We start from the raw sequence: 20156 nt of genomic DNA on the forward strand, positions 1-20156 counted from the left end.
GTGGATGGGCAATGGAAGGTTGTTTTCGGGTCTCAGGGCAGCGGCCGCTGCATTCGGCAAGGTCGTCGCCGGCGCCCCGCGTGCGAACGAGCCGGCGCCGCTCGCCGACATAAATAGGATGGTCGAGCGCCTCCATCGCGCCCATGCCGACCGGGAGCGGAGCGAGGCGGAGACATTGGCGCGGGATATCGAGCTGGCCTCATCCGCCGGCGGCTCGCGTCCGATGATGGCCGAACTCGTAGCCCTCATCCGTGCCTATGACACCGCGAACTCGGAGCAGGACCGCAAGGATATCGCGAGCCGCCTGCGCGCTTTGTCAGCGGAACAGCGCGGCGGATTGTTCGATGCCATCGACTTCCTGCGGGCACGCTTCGGCTGGGGTCCTGAGGTGGCCGTCTATGTGCGCAGCCGGGAGGGCAAGACCCCGCCCAAATTCGCGCGCTTCTGCGAGAGCTTGAGCCGGGATCTCCTGCGCAGCGGCTTCCAGACGAACGCGCCGAGAACCGCCACCGCGCTTCGGCTGCTCGCGAACGACCAGGCCGGCATGCACCTCAAGGGCACGATCGGCTGGTCGGGCGGATTGCCCAAGCTCGGCATCGTCCGCGAGATCGAGCGCGCGGTGAAAAACGGACAGGCGCTCGGCGCCGAAGACCGGGCCAACGCCGCCAGGCTCATCGCGCTGGTTTGCGATACGCAGTACTACAAAAACAGGACCGGACCGGAAAAGACCGATCCACCACTGATCGTTTCGCTGAAGGCGCTTGCCGGGGCCGGCCAGCAGGACAGTTTCTTTGCGCGCATGCGGGCCAATCCGCCGGCAAAACTTCCCCACCTGCGCTACACGCCGCCGCCGTCCGACAAGGCGGAATTTTGGGACGACGTGCTGACGGAACTGGCGCCGATGTTCGAGGACATCCGCGCCTACGCCGGCGACAGGACGGTGCATAACTGGCTGACCGACCGACAGGCGTTCGCCGCCCGTTTCGGCTCCGGCGATGGCAGTGCCGCCTTCAGGTTCGGCTGGTGGGCGCGCGACACCAAGGGCGAGGAAGGTTTTCACAAGGACTACAACAACCATCTCAGTCGCATGCTGAGCGAGGAAAAACCCGAATGGCGACAGCTCGCGACCGCCGCGCAAATGGCGATGCTGCGCGCCGTGGGGCCGAGCTTCGATCGGGGTTGGCCGCAGGACTTCACGAGGGCCGGCACGCGGGTCGAAGCGTTCGAATTCGGCGGCGGGGACCCTGACGGCAGCCTGCTCAACCATCTGGTTGCCGCGGGCGATGGCGCGCCGGGGACGACCTGGCTGAAGGATTGCGAACGCAAGATCGCAGCCCTTGGGCACGACGCGGTGGCCGACGGTTTCAGGCAGTGGCTCAAACCGCTCTGCGAACCGGCGCTGCCGGAGATCGAGCGCGACGTCTATATCGGCCTCGAAGCCTACAGCCTGGTGTTCAGCCCGCAGAATGCATCGGTGTTTCCGACACCGCTGCCGGAACGGGAGTCGGCGGGTTACGAGGCGGCGGTGCGGCAGTCCGCGCTGAAGGCGATCTGCGCGATACCGGGCCTGCTGTTCCAGCGTGCGGCCGGGGACTATGTACCCTGGCAATTTGATCTTGGCCGACTGCACGGCGAATTGTCGCCCGACAATGTCGCGGTAGCACGCGGCATTGGCTTGGCCCTGTCCCGCCTGCCGGCCGACAAGGCGCTCCCGCTGCTGGAATCGCTGGCAGGCGCGACGCTGATCAAGACAGGGCATCACGGACGTACCGTGCGTTCGCAAAAGACAGGGGCGGCCTGCGTCTGGTCGCTCGGCCAGCTGGGCACCGCGGACGCGGCCTATGCGCTTGGGCGCCTTCGCCGCAGGATCGACGACAAAGTGGTGATCAAGTCGATCGACAAGGCGCTGGAAGCGGCGGGCAGCAAGCTCGGCCTGTCGGGCGACGACATGCAGGAAATCGCCATGGCCGAGTACGGCATCGGCGATGGCGGGCTTCGTGTCGAGGAACTGGGCGGCGTTCGCGTCGAGTTGCGCGTTGTCTCGTCGGCCAAGGCCGAGTTGCGCAGCATCGACGCCAAGGGTAAGTCGAGCCGCGGCATCGCCAAGGATTTCAAGGCGGCACCCGGCGGTAGCGAAATGGCGGGCGAGTTGGAAGATGCGGCGAAGGACATCGCGCTGATTCTGCCGGAAGCGCGGCGCCGCATCGAGAGCGCCTGGCGCGACGGCCGCCACTGGAATTACCAGGGCTGGCAGGACCGGCTGATCGGCAATGGCCTGCTGCGCACGCTTTCCGAGCGCCTGATCTGGCGTTTTGCGGGTCCCAAGGGCGAGGCGTTCGTCGCCATGCCGCGCGAAGGCGAGCTTGTCGATCATGCCGGCGTTCGCTGCCCGGTTCCAGGACCGGACTGGACGGTCCACCTTTGGCATCCGCTGGACAGCCCGGCCACGACCGTCGCGGCCTGGCGCGAGAGCCTCGCCAGGCAGACGATCCAGCAGCCCTTCATCCAGGCCTGGCGGCCGGTCTACGTCGTCACCGACGCCGAGCTTGCCACACGCAGCTACTCCAACCGCTTCGCCGCGCACATATTGGAGCAGGCTCCAGTTATGGCCATCCTGAAGAAGCGCGGCTGGACGGCGTACAATCGCAGCATGCACGGCAACAATGCCGAGCATGAACGGGTGCGGCTCACCTTGCCGTATCATGGTGTCGCCGCCGAGTTCTGGGTCGCCGGCATCGGCACGCGCGTGCAGGACATCGAGGCGGCCGAGCGCGGCGCCGCGCTCTACGCCTTCATCGCCACGGATCGGGTGGCCTTCTTCGCGCTCGACCCCAAGACCGGGCAGCCGGGCGAAATTCCCCTACCCGTCGATGCGGTCCCTCCCCGCGCGTTCTGCGAGGCGATGTACGACATCGACAGCGTGATCGGCCGCACCTCGATCGGCAACGACCGCCACTGGCAGGATCGCGGCAGCAACGCGCGCCACCCGCTGTCTGAGCGGCCTGAATTCCTCGACTACCGCGAGCGCTATTCGGCAGGACAGGCCAGCGGCCTGGCAAAGGGCCGACGCGATTTCATCGCCACCATCCTGCCCGGCCTCGCGATTGCCAACCAGTGCACGGTCACGGACGAGTTCCTGATCGTTGACGGCAAGCGCAAGACCTACAGGATCAACTTCGCATCCGGACACATCAGGATGGCGCCCAACGACCGCTATCTCTGCATCGTGCCGTCAAACGAGGCGGCCGGGCCGAGGCCGGCCTATGTGCCGTTCGAGGGCGACGACATCCTGTCAGTCATCCTGTCGAAGGCGATGATGCTGGCCAATGACGACAAGATAACCGACGGCTCGATCCTGCGTCAGATCGCTTGAACCGCGGCGGGAAATGAAAAAACCCGCGGGATCACTCCTGCGGGTTTTTCGACGAACAGCTTGAGCCTCAGCCGTGCGCGAGCACGGCCAAGAGCAGCAGGGCGACGATGTTGGTGATCTTGATCGCCGGGTTGACCGCCGGGCCGGCGGTGTCCTTGTAGGGATCCCCGACCGTGTCGCCGGTGACGGAGGCCTTGTGCGCCTCGGAGCCCTTCAAGTGCTTGGCGCCGTTCTTGTCGGTGAAGCCGTCCTCGAATGACTTCTTGGCGTTGTCCCAGGCGCCACCGCCCGAGGTCATCGAGATGGCGACGAACAGGCCGTTGACGATCACGCCGAGCAGCGAGGCGCCGAGCGCGGCGAAAGCCGAGGCCTTCGAACCCGAGATCAGCAACACGCCGAAATAGACGACCAGCGGCGCCAGCACCGGCAGCAACGAGGGGATAATCATCTCCCGGATCGCCGCCTTGGTCAAAAGATCGACGGCGCGGGCGTAGTTCGGCTTCGAGGTGCCGGCCATGATGCCCTTGTCCTCGCGGAACTGCTTGCGCACCTCCTCGACGATCGAGCCCGCCGCGCGGCCGACGGCCGTCATGGCGATGCCGCCGAACAAATACGGGATCAGGCCGCCGAAGATCAGGCCGGCGACGACATAGGGATTGGAAAGGTCGAAGGAAACCTCGCCCATGCCCTGGAAGTAAGGGAACTTGTCGCCATTGGCGGCAAAGAACTTCAGGTCGTTCGAATAGGCGGCGAACAGCACCAGCGCGCCGAGGCCCGCCGAACCAATGGCGTAGCCTTTGGTCACCGCCTTGGTGGTGTTGCCGACGGCGTCGAGCGCGTCGGTGGATTGGCGCACTTCCTTGGGCAAGCCGGCCATCTCGGCAATGCCGCCGGCATTGTCGGTGACCGGGCCGAAGGCGTCGAGCGCGACGATCATGCCGGCGAGGCCGAGCATGGTGGTGACGGCGATCGCCGTGCCGAAGAGGCCGCCGAGCTGGTAGGTCGCGATAATGCCGCCGACGATGACGATAGCCGGCAACGCCGTCGATTCCAGCGAGACCGCGAGGCCCTGGATGACGTTGGTGCCGTGGCCGGTCACCGACGCCTGGGCGATGGAGTTGACCGGGCGCTTGTTGGTGCCGGTGTAGTACTCGGTGATCACCACGATGAGCCCGGTCACCAGGAGGCCGATCAGGCCGCAGATGAACAGGTTCTTGCCGGTGATGGCGATGCCGGCGACGGTGCCGATATCACCCCAGCCGATGGTCAGCGATGTCGCGGCGCCAAGGCCGACGATCGACAGCAGGCCAGTGACGATCAGGCCCTTGTAGAGCGCGCCCATGATCGAGCCGTTGGAGCCGAGCTTGACGAAGAATGTGCCGACAATCGAGGTCAGGATGCAGGCGCCGCAGATAGCCAGCGGATAGAGCATGGCGGTGCCGAGCACCGCGGTGCCGCCGAAGAAGATGGCGGCGAGAACCATGGTGGCGACGACGGTGACGGCATAGGTCTCGAACAAGTCGGCGGCCATGCCGGCGCAGTCGCCGACATTGTCGCCGACATTGTCGGCGATGGTGGCGGGGTTGCGCGGATCGTCCTCGGGAATGCCGGCTTCGACCTTGCCGACGAGATCGCCGCCAACGTCGGCGCCCTTGGTGAAGATGCCGCCGCCGAGACGGGCGAAGATCGAGATCAGCGAGGCGCCGAAGCCGAGCGAAACCAGCGCGTCGATGACGATGCGGTCATTGGGCTGGAGAGCCATCGGACCGGTCAGGATGAAGTAGTAGATCGAGACACCGAGCAGGGCGAGACCCGCCACCAGCATGCCGGTGATGGCGCCCGACTTGAAGGCGATGTCGAGGCCGGCGGCGAGGCTGTTGGAGGCAGCCTGCGCGGTTCGCACATTGGCGCGCACCGAAACATGCATGCCGATAAAGCCGGCGGCGCCCGAGAGCACCGCGCCGATCAGGAAGCCGATGGCCGAGGTGATCGACAGCAGCCACCAGGCAAGCAGGAGCACGACGGTGCCGACGACGGCGATGGTGGTGTATTGGCGCGCCAGGTAGGCCTGGGCGCCTTCGCGGATGGCCGCGGAGATTTCCTGCATGCGCTGATTGCCCTGATCGGACGCCAGGACCGAACGTGTCGCCCAGATAGCGTAAAGGACTGAAAGCAGGCCGCAGGCGATGACGGCGTAAATGGTGGTCATTGCCGAATTTTCCTCGATTGATGGCCCAAAAGAACCCCTCCCTGGGCCGTTGGAACGGGGATGCACGCCGCCAGGCGGAATCCACCCCTTGGCTGGGCTGTATGCGAAACAGGGCTGGGAACGTCAAGATATTGTTCGGTTTTTGCCCGGCTTTCGCCCAAAAGGCGAAGGCGATGGCAAACCTGCCCAGCGCCATACTCCTTTTAGATCGATTGAAATGACGCTGGGTAATAGACCGGAGCAGATCAGGTCAGGCTCGAACTGACGCGCGACCACACTGTCGGAATGGCTGTCGAGTCAGTTGGCTGCACGCAAGCTCGTCACCTTCAACGCACCGAGCGCGACGAAGCAGAGCGCGCAGACCGGGAACACCAGCCAGTTCAGCATCGCCCAACCCCAGGCGTTGTAGACCGCGCCGGACATCAGCGACGCGAAGGCGACCGAGCCGAACAGGACGAAATCGTGGAAGCCCTGCAGCTTGCTCTTTTCCGACGGCCGGTAACTGGCGGCGACCATGGAGGTGGCGCCGATGAAGCCGAAGTTCCAGCCCAGGCCGAGCAGGATCAGCGCCGTCCAGAACTGCCAGAGTGCCAGCCCCGACAGGGCGACCACGGCGCAGCCGATCAAGAGCACGAGGCCGGCGGCGACAATGCGCTCGGCGCCGAAGCGATGGATCAGCGAGCCGGTGAAGAAGCTCGGCCCGAACATCGCCATCACATGCCATGAAATGCCCAGCGTGGCGTCGTCGGCGGAGAGACCGCAACCAACCATGGCGAGCGGCGCGCCGGTCATGACGAAGCTCATCAGCGCATAGCTTCCGACGGCGCAGAACAGCGCCGCGACGAAACGCGGCTGGGTGACGATCTCCGACAGCGGCCTGGCGTCGCCGTCATCGATCGCCGCGCCGCCGACCACCTTAGGCGCGATGCGCAGAAACGATAGGATGACGGCGCCGACGGCCGACAGCACCAGGATAGAGGCGAACGAGCCGGCGAACATCACGGGCGCGAAGGATTCGCGGGTGAAGATCACGATCTGCGGCCCGAGAACGGCCGTGACGATGCCGCCGGCCAGCACGAAGGAAATGGCGCGCGCCTTGAACTCCGGCGGCGCGTTGTCTGCTGCGGCAAAACGGAACTGTTGTACGAAAGCGCCACCGACACCGATCACCAACAGGCCGAAGGCGAACAGCCAGAAATTCGGGTGGAACAGCGCCAGCGTCGCGACGACCCCACCGAGCGCGGTGATGACGGTGCCGGTCATGAACCCGCCGCGCTGGCCGAGCTGGCGGATAATGGCCGCCGCCGGCAGTGCGCCCAGAGCCACACCGATGTTGAAACCGGTGACTGGCGCCGTCGCCAGCGACTTGTCGGGGCCAAGCAGGTACTGCCCGGCAAGCGCGCCAAGCGAAATGGCTATGGGGGCGGCCGAACCGATGATCGCCTGGGCAGATGCCAGCAGCAGCGCCGTGCGGCGCGCCTCCCTTCCGGCTCCGGCGGCCAAGGCCGCAGCGGCGGCGGTCATGAAGCATCCTTGCCGCGCCCCTCGCCGCGCACCCGGCGCGACACGCGATCAAGCACGGCATTGGTGAGCTTGGGTTCGTCTTCCTCGTAGAAGGCCTTGGCGATGTCGACATATTCCGAGACGATCACCGCCACCGGCACGTCGTCGCGCTTCATCAATTCATAGACGCCGGCGCGCAGGATGGCGCGCAGTGTCGAATCCAGCCGTGACAACGGCCAGTCGTCGGTTAGCGCCTGGCGGATGACCGGATCGATGGTCTTCTGGTTCTCGACAACACCGGTGAGGATGGCGCGGAACCATTGCGCATCGGCCTCGCGATAGAGCGCGCCGTCGACTTCCTTGCCGAGCCGGAACGCTTCGTACTCGGCCGTGATCTCGATAACGCCACTGCCGGCAACGTCCATCTGGTAGAGCGCCTGCACGGCGGCGAGCCGGGCGGCGCCGCGCTTGTTGGCGTGGCGGACCGTGGGCTGGCCGGGCGACGCGGGCTCGCTCACGATCGGGCTCCCAGCTGCTGTTTGAGGGCGATCATGGTCAGCGCCGCGCGCGCGGCAAAGCCGCCCTTGTCGCCTTCCGAGCGTCTGGCGCGCGTCCAGGCCTGGGCGTCATTCTCGGTCGTCAGGATGCCGTTGCCGATACAGATCGCTTCCTGCACGGAGAGGTCCATCAGCGCGCGGCTCGATTCATTGGCGACAATATCGAAATGGTAGGTGTCGCCGCGGACGATGGTGCCAAGCGCGACGAAACCGTCATAGGTGGTGCCGCCTTCGGCGGCGCCGTCGAGCGCGAAGGTGATCACTGCCGGGATTTCCAGCGAGCCCGGAACTGTGACCACGTCATAGGTCGCGCCTGCCTCGTCCAGTGCACTCGTTGCGCCTTCGAGCAGCGCGTCGGCAAGGTCGTCATGGAAGCGCGCCTCGATGATGAGAAGGTGCGCCTTGTCCTTCGGACGGATGAACGCTTTGCCGTGTTGGGATATGCCAGCCATAGATGTCTCCGGGGATCGCCGGTGACTTAGGCCGAAGCGGCAGCATTCGCAAGCTTTGTCCGATGCTCAGGCCCGGTCTAATTTGCGGGGGTGGCTCAAAGCCCCTCTTTCGCGGCCTCCGCCAGGCGCGCCGCGTAGCGGGCCATGGTGTCGATCTCGAGGTTCACGCGGTCGCCGACCTGGCGTTCGCCCCAGGTGGTGACGGTCAGCGAATGGTGGATGAGCAGCACGTCGAAGCGCGTGCCCTCGACCTTGTTGACGGTGAGCGAGGTGCCGTCGAGCGCGACCGAACCCTTCGGCGCGATGAATTTCGCGAGCTCGCGCGGCGCTTCGAGCGTGAAGCGCACGGCGTCGCCCTCGTCCTTGCGCTCGATAATCTCGGCCGTGCCGTCGACATGGCCGGAGACGATGTGGCCGCCGAGCTCGTCGCCGATCCTCAGCGCCCGTTCCAGATTGATCCTGGTGCCGGATTTCCAGCCCATCGCGGTCGTCAACCTGAGCGCTTCTTCCCAGGCCTCGACCTCGAACCAGCACGCGTTGGAGCCGCCTTCCGGCAGCGCCGTCACCGTCAGGCAGACGCCGGCGCAAGAGATCGAGGCGCCGATGGCGATGCCTTCCGGGTCATAGGCGGTGTCGATGCGCAGTCCGACCCCTTCCCTGAGCGGCTTCACGGCAGCGACGGTGCCGACATCGGTAACAATTCCGGTAAACATCAAATATCTCTGTCTTTCAGGTTGACCATGATCTGGTCCAAAAACCGGTTCCCACTTTTTGGGATCATGGTCTTACCCACTCGGCGTAGCTGTCCTCGCCGAAGCGCATCTCGCGCAACTTGCGAAACCCTGCCGGGATATGGTCGGCGTCGATGGGCGATGCAATGCCCTCTTCGCCGATCGCGTCCGGCCCGCCGAACAGCACGATGCGGTCGACCAGCCCTTCGTCGAGGAAAGCCTTGGCCACCTTCGCGCCGCCTTCGACCAGCACGCTCGCCATGCCGAGCGCGGCCAGATCCTCTAACAATTCGGGCAAGGCCACCTCACCGCCATAGGTTTCCGTGCCGATGAAGTGCACGCCTGCGCGTTCGAGCGTGGCGCGCCGCTGCGGATCGGCCTCGAGGCAAGCGGCGATGTAAAGCGGCACGCGGTCGACGCCTGAGACCAGCTTCGACGCCTCAGGCAGCCTGATCTGGCGATCGAGGATGATGCGCGCCGGCGAGCGGTTCTCCAGCCCAGGCAGCCGCACGGTCAGCGCCGGGTCGTCCTCCAGCGCGGTGCCGATGCCGATCAGGATGGCGTCGGCTTCGGCGCGCATCAGATAGACTTCGCGACGCGCGATATCGCCGGTGATCGCGACCTGTCCCTCGCCTTCGATGCCGATCTTGCCGTCGCTGGAAAGCGCAAGCTTCAGGATCACTTCCGGGCGTTTCTTGAGAGATCGAATCAGGTAACCGGCCATCTGCTCCGAGGCCTCGGCTGCCAGCACCTTCTCCACCGCCTCGATGCCGGCGGCGCGCAGGATGGCATAACCCTGGCCGGAAACACGCGGATCGGGATCGCTCGCCGCACCGACGACGCGGGCTATGCCGGCATTGACCAGCGCGTTGGCGCAAGGCGGCGTGCGGCCGTGATGGGCGCAGGGCTCCAATGTAACGTAGGCCGTAGCACCACGCGCGAGCTCGCCGGCCTCGGCCAGCGCCTCGGTCTCGGCATGCGGCCTGCCGCCAACCGCGGTGACGCCGGTGCCGAGGATCATCGGCCCGTCGCCATCGTCGCGCACGATGATCGTGCCGACGGATGGGTTGGTCGAGGTGCGGCCGGCGTTCTTCCGCGACAATCTCAGCGCCGCCGCCATGAAGCGCCTATCGAGAGCCTCCTGCTCGGCTCGACTCACCTGTGGCCCTGCCATGCTCAGCCGGCGTCCTCTTCGCCCTTGTCCTCGTCGCCCTTGAGCTCGCCGAGCAGTTCGTGGAAATCCTTGGCCTCGCGGAAATTGCGATAGACGGAGGCGAAGCGGACATAGGCGACGTCGTCGAGCGACTTCAGCGCCTCCATGACCAGCCGGCCGACCTCGCCCGACGCCACTTCCGTCTCGCCGGAGCTCTCAAGCTGGCGCACGATGCCGGTCACCGCGCGGTCGATGCGCTCGGGATCGACATTGCGCTTGCGCACCGCGATCTCGACCGAACGCAGGAGCTTGTCGCGGTCGAACGGTACCTTGCGGCCGGATTTCTTGACCACGACGAGGTCGCGGAGCTGAACGCGCTCGAAGGTGGTGAAACGGCCGCCGCAATCGGGGCAGACGCGCCGCCGGCGGATCGCCGCGCCATCCTCGGCGGGACGCGAATCCTTCACCTGCGTATCTTCGGACTGGCAGTAGGGACAGCGCATGGAGAGCCTTCGGTTGGCGATTCTTGGTGAGCGGAAGGCTTAGAGCTTTTTGCCGGAATGGCAAATGACGGCCGGCCTTCGTGCCTCAGAGATAGCGAGGCGCGAGGAAGATTGCCAGCGCCGCCGCCAGCCAGACCGCGATGCCGCCGAGAACGGCCAGCCGATAGTCGACCCGTTCGATGAACAGCCAGCAGGCGCCAAGGAAGGCGAGATAGGCCGGGATCGTCCTGAAACCGGCAAGGCAGGCCTCGCGAAAGCCTGTCGAGTTGCCCTTGGCGCCGACGGCGAGCAGCGCGATGACGGCGAAGGTCGGCGCCAGCGGCAGGATGCCGGGCAGGACGTTGCCGCGCTTCGAGGCCCAGACGATCAGCGCCGTGACGAGGCCGCCGACGACGCCTTTCCAGAGAATGTCCATGGCGCGGCTCCTTGCTGCCTGTCAGGGCGCGACGTCGTTGGTCGCGAAGCCGCAGGATGCGCCAAGGCTGCGGTAGGCCTTGGTGAAACCGTCCATCGATATGCTGGCAACCGGCTTGTTGGCGAAGACGACATCGATCGCGGCCGCGCGCCGCATGGCGCGCAACAGGGCAAGCGCGACCTCCTTCTTGTTGTCCAGCATCCACTGGTCGCCGATATCGGCACTGACAGTCGCCTTGACCTTGCCCTTGTCGTCACCGAACACGGCGGGAATGTTCTCGCCGGCCGGCAGGTCCTTGTTCCGCAGCGCGATGACCAGGCTCGGATAGCCGTCGGGCGGCAGGGCGTCGCCGTTCGAGATGGCGAGCGTCAGCGTGCCGCCGGTGCCGTTCTGGTCGAGGAACGCCGTCGAGGCGGCGCAGGTCCTGCGCACGTCCTCACCGGTGTTGACTTCATCGATGATGGTGGACCACCTGCCGAAGGTTTCGGTCTTGGGAGATGCAGGCGGGGGAGATGTAGGCGCAGGCGATGCGGCCGGAGCCGTCTCGGCCTTCGGCGCCGTCGTCGTGGTCTGCGCCTGGGCGGCGCCGGTCAACGGCGAGGCCGCCAGAAGCGCCGCAAGAGCGCCGAGACAAAGAATTCGCGTCATCAATAAGGCTCCTGTCCGGACGCCGCCCCAGCCGGAGCGGCGCTTCTCGTCGTGGCCAATAAGAATGACGCGAGGCTTCAGGTCAACCGAGATCGGGATAGAGAGGGAAGCGATCGGTGAGCGCCACGACCTTGGCCTTCACCGCCGCCTCGACGGCCGCGTTGCCCTCGTCGGAATTCGCCACCTTCAGCCCGTCCAGCACCTCGGCGATCAGCTTGCCGATCTCGCGGAACTCGGCTTGGCCGAAGCCGCGCGTCGTGCCGGCAGGCGTGCCCAGACGTACGCCGGAGGTGACGAAGGGCTTCTCCGGATCGAACGGGATGCCGTTCTTGTTGCAGGTGATGTTGGCGCGGCCGAGTGCCGCCTCGGCGCGCTTGCCGGTGGCATTCTTGGGGCGCAGATCGACGAGCATCAAATGGTTGTCGGTGCCGCCGGAGACGATGTCGAGACCGGTTTCCTTGAGGCTCGAGGCCAGCGCCTTGGCGTTGGCGGCGACGCTTTCGGCGTAGTGCTTGAAGCTCGGCTTCAGCGCCTCGCCCAGCGCGACTGCCTTGGCGGCGATGACATGCATCAGCGGGCCGCCCTGCAGGCCTGGAAAGACCGCCGAATTCATCTTCTTGGCGATCTCCTCGTCGTTGCACAGGATCATGCCGCCACGCGGGCCGCGCAGCGACTTGTGGGTGGTCGTCGTCACGACATGGGCGTAGGGCAGCGGCGACGGGTGCACGCCGCCGGCGACCAGGCCGGCGATATGGGCCATGTCGACCATCAGATAGGCGCCGATCGAATCGGCGATCTCGCGGAAGCGCTTCCAGTCCCAGATACGCGAATAGGCGGTGCCGCCGGCCAGGATCAGCTTGGGCTTGGTCTCATGCGCTGTCTTCTCGATCTGATCCATATCGAGCAGGTGGTCGTCCTTGCGCACGCCGTAGGATACGACCTTGAACCACTTGCCGCTCATGTTGACCGGAGAACCATGGGTCAGGTGGCCGCCGGAATTGAGGTCGAGGCCCATGAAGGTGTCGCCAGGCTGCAGCAGCGCCAGGAACACCGCCTGGTTCATCTGGCTGCCGGAATTCGGCTGAACGTTGGCGAAGTTGCAGCCGAACAGCTTTTTCGCGCGCTCGATCGCCAGCTCCTCGGCGACGTCGACGAACTGGCAGCCGCCATAATAGCGCTTGCCCGGATAGCCCTCGGCATATTTGTTGGTCATGATCGAGCCCTGCGCCTCGAGGACGGCGCGCGAGACGATGTTTTCGGAAGCGATCAGCTCGATCTCATGGCGCTGGCGGCCGAGCTCGTTGCGGATGGCGCCGAAAATCTCCGGATCGGCGTCGGCCAGCGTGGTCTCGAAGAAGGATTCGAACTTGTTCGACGCTGCCGCTGCTGTTGCCATGGCCTGAAATCCTCCGGTTCGGGGCAATTTGTTCATGCATATCGTTGCCCCAAAACCGCTGCGCACTTCTGGGCGACATGCATTGCCGCGCCATTAACACAGTTGTTTTCGCCTCGCCACGTTTGCGCCGCGAAATTTGCTGGCCGGATTGCGCCAAGGAGGACGGCGTGAGCGCTATTTCCGCTCCCGCCGGCTTTTCAGCAAGGCTTCGGTGAGCGTGATCTCGGCAAGCAGCGCCCGCATCGTATGGTCGTTGATCTCCCGGCTGCGGAACATGGCGCGCACGGCGCCTCGCTCGGCCTCGATGCCGGCGTGCCTGAATTCCAGTTCCAGACGCCCGGCCTCGCGGGCTTCGGCGCGCGCCTCTTCGGCCTCATCGGAGGCGGCGATGCGGCGGCGGTAGCCGGCGACGATGCTGTCGGCGACCGCGAGCCTGGCCTCGGCGGCCTCGCCCTCGCCTCCCTCGTTGGCGATGCTCTCGATTCTGGCGATTGCCGCGTTGGCGGCGCCGACGCGCGCCCGGCGTTCCTCGGCGGCGCCCGGATCCTCGCCCGGCTCGACCAGCCCACGCGCGATCTTCGGCAAGGCGAGGCTGGCGATCGTGAGCGAACAAATGATGACGCCGGCGGCGAGGAAGATGACGACGTCGCGCGCGGGAAAGGGCGAACCGTCGGCCATGGCGAGCGGCAGCGACAGGATGCCGGCCAGCGTGATGGCGCCGCGCACGCCGGCGACGGAACCGGCGAGCCGCACGCGCAGCCCGAACGGCTCGGCCCTATGCTTGCCGAAGCGCGCCGCGACGCGCTGCGCGATGTCGCCGACCCAGATCCACAGGAACCGCAGGCCGATCAGGCAAAGCGTCAGGATCAGCACCGTGGCCACGGGCTCGATCAGCCAATGCCTGCTGGAAAGCTCCGGCGGCACGTTGCGGACGATGTCCGGAAGCTGCAGGCCAAGCAGGATGAAGAGCGCGCCGTTGAAGATGAAGGACAGCGTCGTCCACAGCGACATGGCCTGCATGCGCGCCGAGACGCCGAGATAGCGGAAAAGCCCGGAGCCGCCGGTGAGCAGGCCGGCGGTGACCGCCGCCAGGATGCCGGAGGCCTCGGCGTGCTCAGCGATGAGATAGGCGATGAAGGGCATCAGGATCATCACCAGCACCTGCGCCTCGGAGGGCACGCCGCCGATGCGGTTGAGCAACTGCAGCGTCTTGGCGGCGACGATCAGCGCCGCCACGCCGGCCAGGATGCCGGCGGCGACCGCATAGAGGAAAGTCAGGGATGCGGCGGCCAGCGAGAAGCTGCCGGTCAGCGCCGCTGCCACGGCGAAGCGGAACATGACGAGGCCGGACGCGTCGTTGAGCAGCGACTCGCCCTCCAGAATGTGCATCAGCCGCGCCGGAACCACGTTCCTGTCGACGATGGAGGACACGGCGACCGCATCGGTCGGCGACAGAACGGCGGCGAGCGCGAAGGCAACAACCAGCGGGATGCTCGGCACCAGCCAGTGCAAGGCATAGCCGAAGCCGACGATGGTGAAGAAGACCAGCCCGACGGCAAGGTCGAGGATCGGCCCGCGCAGCGCCAGAAGCTCGCGCTTGGGCGCGGCCACGGCATCGCCGAACAGGAGCGGCGGGATGAACACCAGGAGGAACAGCTCCGGGTCGATCTCGACATGCAGGCCGCGCGCCGGCCAGGCAAGGGCCGCACCGATGGCGATCTGCAGCACCGGCAGCGGCAGGCGCACCAGCCGAACCAACGCGCCGGAAAGCGCGACGAACACGAGCACGACCAGGATGAAGACGGCGACATGCATGGCGGCGATTCCGAATATGCCCGACCATGCGCAAAGCAGGCCCTGCCGTCCAGTCGCGACGAAGACTAGCTGACGGAAGGTGGAAAGCAAAAAGGCCGCCCTACAGGCGGCCTTTTCTGGAAATATATCAATTGCTTATAGCGAAGACGTGATCTGCAGCGCGTCGTTGCCGTCGAGACCGTAAATGTCGTCGCGGAACTGCACGACGCCTGGTCCCGTCGACCAGGCCGACAGGTAGAGGAAGTGTACCGGCACCGGATTGGTCACTTGAACCGGGGTGTTCTCGCCGGTCTTGATCGTCGCCTCGAAATGCTGGCGGTCCCAGCCGGGCGTGTCGCGCAGAATCCAGGTGACGAGGTCGCGCACGTTCTGGACGCGCACGCAGCCCGAGGAATCGAAGCGCATCAGCTTGCCGAACAGGCTCTGCTGCGGCGTGTCGTGCATATAGACGCCATCCGGGCTGGGGAAATTGATCTTGACCGAGGCCATGGCGTTGCCGGCGCCCGGATCCTGGCGGAAGCGGTACTTCTCGGCGTCGTCCGTCGACCAGTCGACCGTCATTGGATCGACCTCGCTGCCATCCGGCGCGAACAGGCGGATGTGGCTGTCCTTGAGGTAGTTGGGATCCTTGCGCATCAGCGGAATGATATCCTTGCGCACGATCGAAACCGGGGCATTCCAGTAGGGATTGACGATGATCTCGTTGATCTTGGAATTCACGATCGGCGTCTGGCGGTCGATCTTGCCGACGATCGCGGTGTGGCGCAGCACGACGCGGTCGTTCTCGACTGCCTCGATCTGGGCCGCCGGAATGTCGACCAGCACGTAACGGTTGCCCAGCGTGCCTGCCTTTTCGCGCAGACGCTGCAGGTTGGTCTGCAGCTGGCCAAGCCGGATCTGCGCCGAAACATTCATCGCGGTGTAGGTGTATTTGCCCATGGCGCCGTCGGCCGGCAGGCCGTGGCGAAGCTGGAAGCGCTTGACGGCGGCGTCGACGTAGGAATCGAACGAGGTCGAGATGCCGGCGCTCTGCGACAGATCGCCCGAGATCATCAGCCGCTTGCGCAGCGGCACCACATCCGGATCCTCGACGCCGAGCTGCAGCTTCTTGGTCGCGGGCACCTGCTCCCAGCCACCCTGGCCGGCGATGGTCTGGTACTGCGCCACGGCCTGCTCGGTGAAGGCGACGGTCTGCAGGCTGAAGATCGGCAGCGTCGAGGCCACCTTGCCGCCCTCGCTGGCGCGGGCGTCGAACTGGTCGTCCCAATTGCCGCGGGCCGAAGATTTCAGGATGTCCCCGATCACGTCCTGCGCGCTGGCGCTGTTGGCAACCATGGCCGCGGCAAGCGCGGAGGCTCCGGAAAGGAAGAAACGGCGGCTGGTTCTCATGGACGTTCTCTAAGTAATCTGGTCACTGCTGCGTTGATCGTCGGGCGATCCCGCCCGCACTTTATGGTTGGCAATCTTAACAATTAGCCAACCATAGCCGGTGTCACTTCAGCGTGAAACACGCGGCGTGACGCAACTTCCGGATGAAGGCAAGCCTGCGGCCGCAGCATCATCCGCATTCTCGCTTTCACTGCGATTATGGCGGCAACGTGGCCTTGGCCCGCGATTTGCTTCCGGCGAGGCGATGAAAGGAAGGGACCGGTGCTTTTTTGGCACCCATGGGACAATCCAAGCATCTGACCTGAAGCGGCCCTCGTCCCAATCTCAACAGCAGCGCGCCCGACTACGCCCTGCGTAGCGATGGGCGTTGCAGGGAGCGTTGCCCTTCAGGGCGAAGTATCGACCTTCGGAGCCTGAGCTGGCCGCGCCTTCAATTCCGAACATCGCTGCAACACCTCTTGTCGAGGATAACGCATGACCTTGTTGTCGTGCAGCTTGAGCAGCAGCTCGCGTCTCGTTTCCGTGGTTTCACCGTCCGAACAGGTCATGTCCAGAACGATCGCATCGAGGCCCTTGATCTTCTGAACCCTCTCCAGCGAGCAGCCGACTTCCCACATCTCCACCGCCTTGTCGGTGAATGTCACGATCGTATCGTTGTTGTCGCATGGGGCGCTGCCTTCGGCGGCGAAAGAATCCTTCCACCACTCCTCGGCGGAAGCCGCGGTCGAAATCAACAGAAGCACCGCGGCAACCCAGCAGATCTTTGAACGGTTTTTCAGGTCCATGTTCGCTCCCTCGCCAGGAAGCGACATTAGGCAGTGCTGCAGCGAAAGCAAACAGGGCAGACGCCCTGCCGATGGGCGCGGCGCATCCGGAAGGTCCCTTTGCATCGCGAAAGGGAAAAGGAACCGGCGCCTTTCGACACCGGTCCCCGACTGTATCCCCTGCCCGCGCTTCTGCGGCAAGGCTTCTATCCCTCGGCGTGGATGCGCACTTACATCCGGTAGGCGATCGTGTCGTTCCAGAAGCGGTCCAGCCGCTGCAGCGCGCGGTTCATCTGCTTGAACTCGTCGGTGTTGATGCCGCCGACCTGCTCGATCGAGCCGACATGGCGCTCGTAGAGGCCGGCGACCACCTCAGCCACCTCGTTGCCCTTCGGAGTCAACGAGACGCGGACCGAACGACGGTCGATGCGCGAGCGCTGGTGGTTGATGAAGCCGAGGTCGACCAGCTTCTTCAGGTTGTAGGAGACATTCGAGCCGAGATAGTAGCCACGCGAGCGCAGTTCGCCGGCGGTCAGCTCCGAATTGCCGATGTTGAAGAGCAGCAGCGCCTGGATGGCGTTGATGTCGGAACGGCCGTTGCGGTCGAACTCATCCTTGATTACGTCAAGCAGGCGGCGGTGCAGGCGCTCCACCAGCTGCAGCGATTCCATGTAAAGCGAACGGATCGCCTCGCGGCGGTCGTCGGATACGGTGGCGGTCTTCGCCGCCGGACGCGAATTGATCATTGTCTTTGCCTCTCGTTTGTCGCCCGGTGATTTTTTTGTTTTTCACCTTGATCGCGACACTATCGAATACTCATAAAATTCGACTTAAACGCCAAGGCTAACAAGAGCTTACCGGTAAGAGGTTTCGAAAGAGGCTTAACGAACGGTCACCCCAGCAAGGACAATTAACCTAAAGATTTAGCCACCGGTTTCGGACGGGAATCGGCATGCCGGGATCGGGCCGCGGCGACGGGCGATCTACCGCCGGGCCCGCAGCTTCTGCAGCCAGATCGCAACCCGGAAGATAATGTAGAGCACCGCCACCGTGGCGTGCGAGGCGATGATCAGCGGCCGATGGCCGAACAGATCGGGAAAGCCGGCATACATGACGATCTCGGTCGCCGCGCAGATGAACCAGATCACCGGCCCCCAGGAGGCCAGCATCCACAGGCCCGCGGCGGCGAAGGGAAAGAACACGGCGAGCATCACCGCCGCCACCTGCCAATGCACCGGCATCAGGTCGAAGCGCCAGAGCGCGCCCGGGTAGAAGCCGATCAGCCGGATCCAGTAGAGGATGCCAAACAGCAGGCAGTAGCCGGCGATGACGCGCTGGAACCAGGCGAAAATGATCTCGGTTGTCGAGGGCTGCAGCACGACGCGCCTGGAGGTGACTTCGCTCACAGGTCGAGCTCCCGCTCGCCGAGGGGCGCGAAATAGGCATCGACATCGGCGAAGCTCACCGCGTCGAGACTGGCCGGGCGCCAGCGCGGAGTCGAGCCCTTGTCGATGATGGCGGCGCGGATGCCTTCGTAGAAGTCGTGACCGGCCAGCATGCGGTTGAGGATGCGGAACTCCATCTTCATGCACGCGTCCATCGACATGGTCAGCCCGGCGCTGATCTGGCGCCAGGCCACGTGCAGGCTGGTCGGCGAGCGCGTCCTGATCGTCGCGAGCGTCGTTGCGGCAAACTCGTCGGAGGTTGCGGCCCGATCGAGGCTGGCGATGATATCGGACAAAGACGGTTGCGCGAAATGGCGGGCGATCGCTTCCAGCACCAACCGGTCCGTCTCACGCCTTGCCGGGACGAAAAAGCTGCGCAGCACCGATTCCGGGTCGCCGGTGGCGCAGAGCCGGTCGAGGAAGCCGGCCTGGTCCTCGGCCTTGATGGTGTGGGTGGCAAGCCCCGACCACAGCGCGTCGCCGTGGCGAATCCGGGTTCCGGTCAGCGCCAGATACATGCCGAAACTGCCGCCGAGGTCCGGCAGTAGGTGGCTCGCACCGACATCGGGGAAGAAGCCGATGCCGACCTCCGGCATGGCGAACTGGGCGTTCTCGGTCAGCACGCGCTGCGAGCCGTGGAAGGAAATGCCGACGCCGCCACCCATGACGATGCCGTCGATCAGCGCGACATAGGGCTTCCTGAAGGCGTTGATGCGGGCGTTGAGCCGGTATTCGTCGGCAAAGAAGTCGACCGGCGGCCGCCCGGCACGGCCGGCCTCATAGATGTGCAGGATGTCGCCGCCGGCGGAGAACGCCCTGCCCTCGGCCTTGACGATCACGACATCGACGCCGTCATCGCGCTCCCAGGCTTCGAGCGCCTTGCCAAGCGCCTTGACCATGGCGTGCGTGACAGCGTTGAGCGCCTGCGGCCGCGTCAGCGTAACGACGCCGGCCCTGCCCAACCGCTCGAAGCGAATTTCGTCGCCTCCGCCAAAATCCATCGTAAGAGAATCCTCCCCCGCGCCTGCGGGATTTGAAGTGCTAAGCGGCGACTGGGCGAACGTCAATTGTCGGGCGCGGGCAGAGATGACTGCGCTCGTTCGAATTGCCACAGGCTGCCTACCACACGAAGGGGATCAACGCCTTGGTTCGCCTGGCATAAGCAGGAAATTCATTGGGGAACTGCACCGCAAGGAGCCGGTCTTCGGCGCCGACGCGCCAGAGAAAAAGCGAGCCCAACAGGATAAGCAGGAAGATAAAACCGCCGCCCACCACGATCGCTGATCCGATACCTGCGACCATGCCGCCTGTGTACATGGGATGACGCACGTAGCGGTACGGGCCGGAAGTCACAAGTTCATGGTCCTGCTTGGCCGAGACGGTCTGGCTCCAGTTGCGGCCAAGGCTTTGTCGCGCCCATACCAGGAATGCCATGCCAGCAAGGGTGACGACGACACCAATGCCGGCTAAAGCCGGGCCCACGGGCGCGAAGTTGACGAATGCGAACGCCCGCAGATGCGGAAGCAGGAAGGCCACTATCACAGCGAACAGCAAGGCGAAGCTTTGCAGCAAATGCGGCCGTGTATCGCGCTTCACACCCGCCGCTTGAATGGTGAGATAGACGATCAGCAGGATCCAGGCGGCATAGATGAGCCAGATGAAGATCATTGCTCGCTCCTTCGATTGGCCATGCCGGTCCAGCGTGGCGCACGGATGCCCCATGCCGGCGGCCATGCGGCGCAAAGCAACCGACTTGGCCGCTGTTGGCGCCCGGTGCTAGAAGATGGCCACGTTGAACTGGAT

The 20156-nt window shown here is 65.1% G+C and carries 18 protein-coding genes; 1 reads left to right on the forward strand and 17 read right to left on the reverse strand.

Going from position 1 to position 20156, the window contains the following annotated elements; all coding sequences use genetic code 11:
• The first annotated feature begins 4 nt into the window (after positions 1 to 4).
• Positions 5 to 3373: a DUF4132 domain-containing protein gene (locus EJ073_RS06170; protein WP_126054938.1), complete on the forward strand. Its 3369-nt coding sequence runs from the start codon at positions 5 to 7 to the stop codon at positions 3371 to 3373.
• Between the two features lie 67 nt (positions 3374 to 3440).
• Here EJ073_RS06170 and EJ073_RS06175 read toward each other — a convergent pair whose 3' ends face one another.
• The 17 genes from EJ073_RS06175 to EJ073_RS06255 all read right to left on the reverse strand — a co-directional run bounded on the left by EJ073_RS06175 (position 3441) and on the right by EJ073_RS06255 (position 20021).
• Positions 3441 to 5582 carry a sodium-translocating pyrophosphatase gene (locus EJ073_RS06175; protein ID WP_126054939.1) on the reverse strand — a complete coding sequence of 714 codons (2142 nt, stop codon included), beginning with the start codon at positions 5580 to 5582 and terminating at the stop codon, positions 3441 to 3443.
• A 297-nt stretch (positions 5583 to 5879) separates the two neighbouring features.
• Complete coding sequence (locus EJ073_RS06180; RefSeq protein WP_126054940.1) at positions 5880 to 7106, reverse strand: MFS transporter; 1227 nt, start codon at positions 7104 to 7106, stop codon at positions 5880 to 5882.
• Positions 7103 to 7603, reverse strand: coding sequence for a transcription antitermination factor NusB (gene nusB, locus EJ073_RS06185; RefSeq protein ID WP_126054941.1), 501 nt, complete (start codon positions 7601 to 7603; stop codon positions 7103 to 7105). Before nusB ends, EJ073_RS06180 begins: the two co-directional genes overlap by 4 nt.
• Positions 7600 to 8094: a 6,7-dimethyl-8-ribityllumazine synthase gene (gene ribH / locus EJ073_RS06190; RefSeq protein ID WP_126054942.1), complete on the reverse strand. Its 495-nt coding sequence runs from the start codon at positions 8092 to 8094 to the stop codon at positions 7600 to 7602. Before ribH ends, nusB begins: the two co-directional genes overlap by 4 nt.
• A gap of 95 nt (positions 8095 to 8189) precedes the next feature.
• Positions 8190 to 8807 carry a riboflavin synthase gene (locus EJ073_RS06195; protein WP_126054943.1) on the reverse strand — a complete coding sequence of 206 codons (618 nt, stop codon included), beginning with the start codon at positions 8805 to 8807 and terminating at the stop codon, positions 8190 to 8192.
• Between the two features lie 64 nt (positions 8808 to 8871).
• On the reverse strand, positions 8872 to 9999 hold the full coding sequence (ribD, locus tag EJ073_RS06200; protein WP_189347436.1) for a bifunctional diaminohydroxyphosphoribosylaminopyrimidine deaminase/5-amino-6-(5-phosphoribosylamino)uracil reductase RibD: 1128 nt from the start codon (positions 9997 to 9999) through the stop codon (positions 8872 to 8874).
• A gap of 2 nt (positions 10000 to 10001) precedes the next feature.
• Positions 10002 to 10481 (reverse strand): transcriptional regulator NrdR, encoded by a 480-nt coding sequence (gene nrdR, locus EJ073_RS06205; RefSeq protein ID WP_126054944.1) that lies wholly within the window; start codon positions 10479 to 10481, stop codon positions 10002 to 10004.
• Between the two features lie 85 nt (positions 10482 to 10566).
• Positions 10567 to 10896: a GlpM family protein gene (locus EJ073_RS06210; protein ID WP_126054945.1), complete on the reverse strand. Its 330-nt coding sequence runs from the start codon at positions 10894 to 10896 to the stop codon at positions 10567 to 10569.
• 21 nt (positions 10897 to 10917) lie between these two features.
• Entirely contained in the window at positions 10918 to 11544 is a 627-nt protein-coding gene (locus tag EJ073_RS06215; RefSeq protein ID WP_126054946.1) for a hypothetical protein, read from the reverse strand.
• 82 nt (positions 11545 to 11626) lie between these two features.
• The gene (gene glyA, locus EJ073_RS06220; RefSeq protein WP_126054947.1) at positions 11627 to 12940 is read right to left on the reverse strand and encodes a serine hydroxymethyltransferase; all 1314 of its coding nucleotides are present in this window, start codon (positions 12938 to 12940) and stop codon (positions 11627 to 11629) included.
• A gap of 174 nt (positions 12941 to 13114) precedes the next feature.
• Complete coding sequence (locus EJ073_RS06225; protein ID WP_126059090.1) at positions 13115 to 14755, reverse strand: Na+/H+ antiporter; 1641 nt, start codon at positions 14753 to 14755, stop codon at positions 13115 to 13117.
• Positions 14756 to 14890: 135 nt separating this feature from the next.
• Positions 14891 to 16144: a murein L,D-transpeptidase gene (locus EJ073_RS06230; RefSeq protein ID WP_126054948.1), complete on the reverse strand. Its 1254-nt coding sequence runs from the start codon at positions 16142 to 16144 to the stop codon at positions 14891 to 14893.
• Positions 16145 to 16530: 386 nt separating this feature from the next.
• The gene (locus EJ073_RS06235; protein ID WP_245455476.1) at positions 16531 to 16929 is read right to left on the reverse strand and encodes a hypothetical protein; all 399 of its coding nucleotides are present in this window, start codon (positions 16927 to 16929) and stop codon (positions 16531 to 16533) included.
• A gap of 209 nt (positions 16930 to 17138) precedes the next feature.
• Positions 17139 to 17654: a winged helix DNA-binding protein gene (locus EJ073_RS06240; protein ID WP_126054949.1), complete on the reverse strand. Its 516-nt coding sequence runs from the start codon at positions 17652 to 17654 to the stop codon at positions 17139 to 17141.
• A 237-nt stretch (positions 17655 to 17891) separates the two neighbouring features.
• Positions 17892 to 18314, reverse strand: a complete 423-nt coding sequence (locus tag EJ073_RS06245; RefSeq protein WP_126054950.1) for a DUF6163 family protein — start codon at positions 18312 to 18314, stop codon at positions 17892 to 17894.
• Positions 18311 to 19354 (reverse strand): enoyl-CoA hydratase/isomerase family protein, encoded by a 1044-nt coding sequence (locus EJ073_RS06250; RefSeq protein ID WP_126054951.1) that lies wholly within the window; start codon positions 19352 to 19354, stop codon positions 18311 to 18313. The genes EJ073_RS06245 and EJ073_RS06250 overlap by 4 nt, the downstream gene beginning before the upstream one ends.
• 118 nt (positions 19355 to 19472) lie before the next feature.
• Entirely contained in the window at positions 19473 to 20021 is a 549-nt protein-coding gene (locus tag EJ073_RS06255; protein ID WP_189347833.1) for an isoprenylcysteine carboxylmethyltransferase family protein, read from the reverse strand.
• Positions 20022 to 20156 lie beyond the last annotated feature (135 nt).

Source organism: Mesorhizobium sp. M4B.F.Ca.ET.058.02.1.1, from assembly GCF_003952505.1.
In the GTDB taxonomy this organism is placed as follows: Bacteria; Pseudomonadota; Alphaproteobacteria; order Rhizobiales; family Rhizobiaceae; genus Mesorhizobium.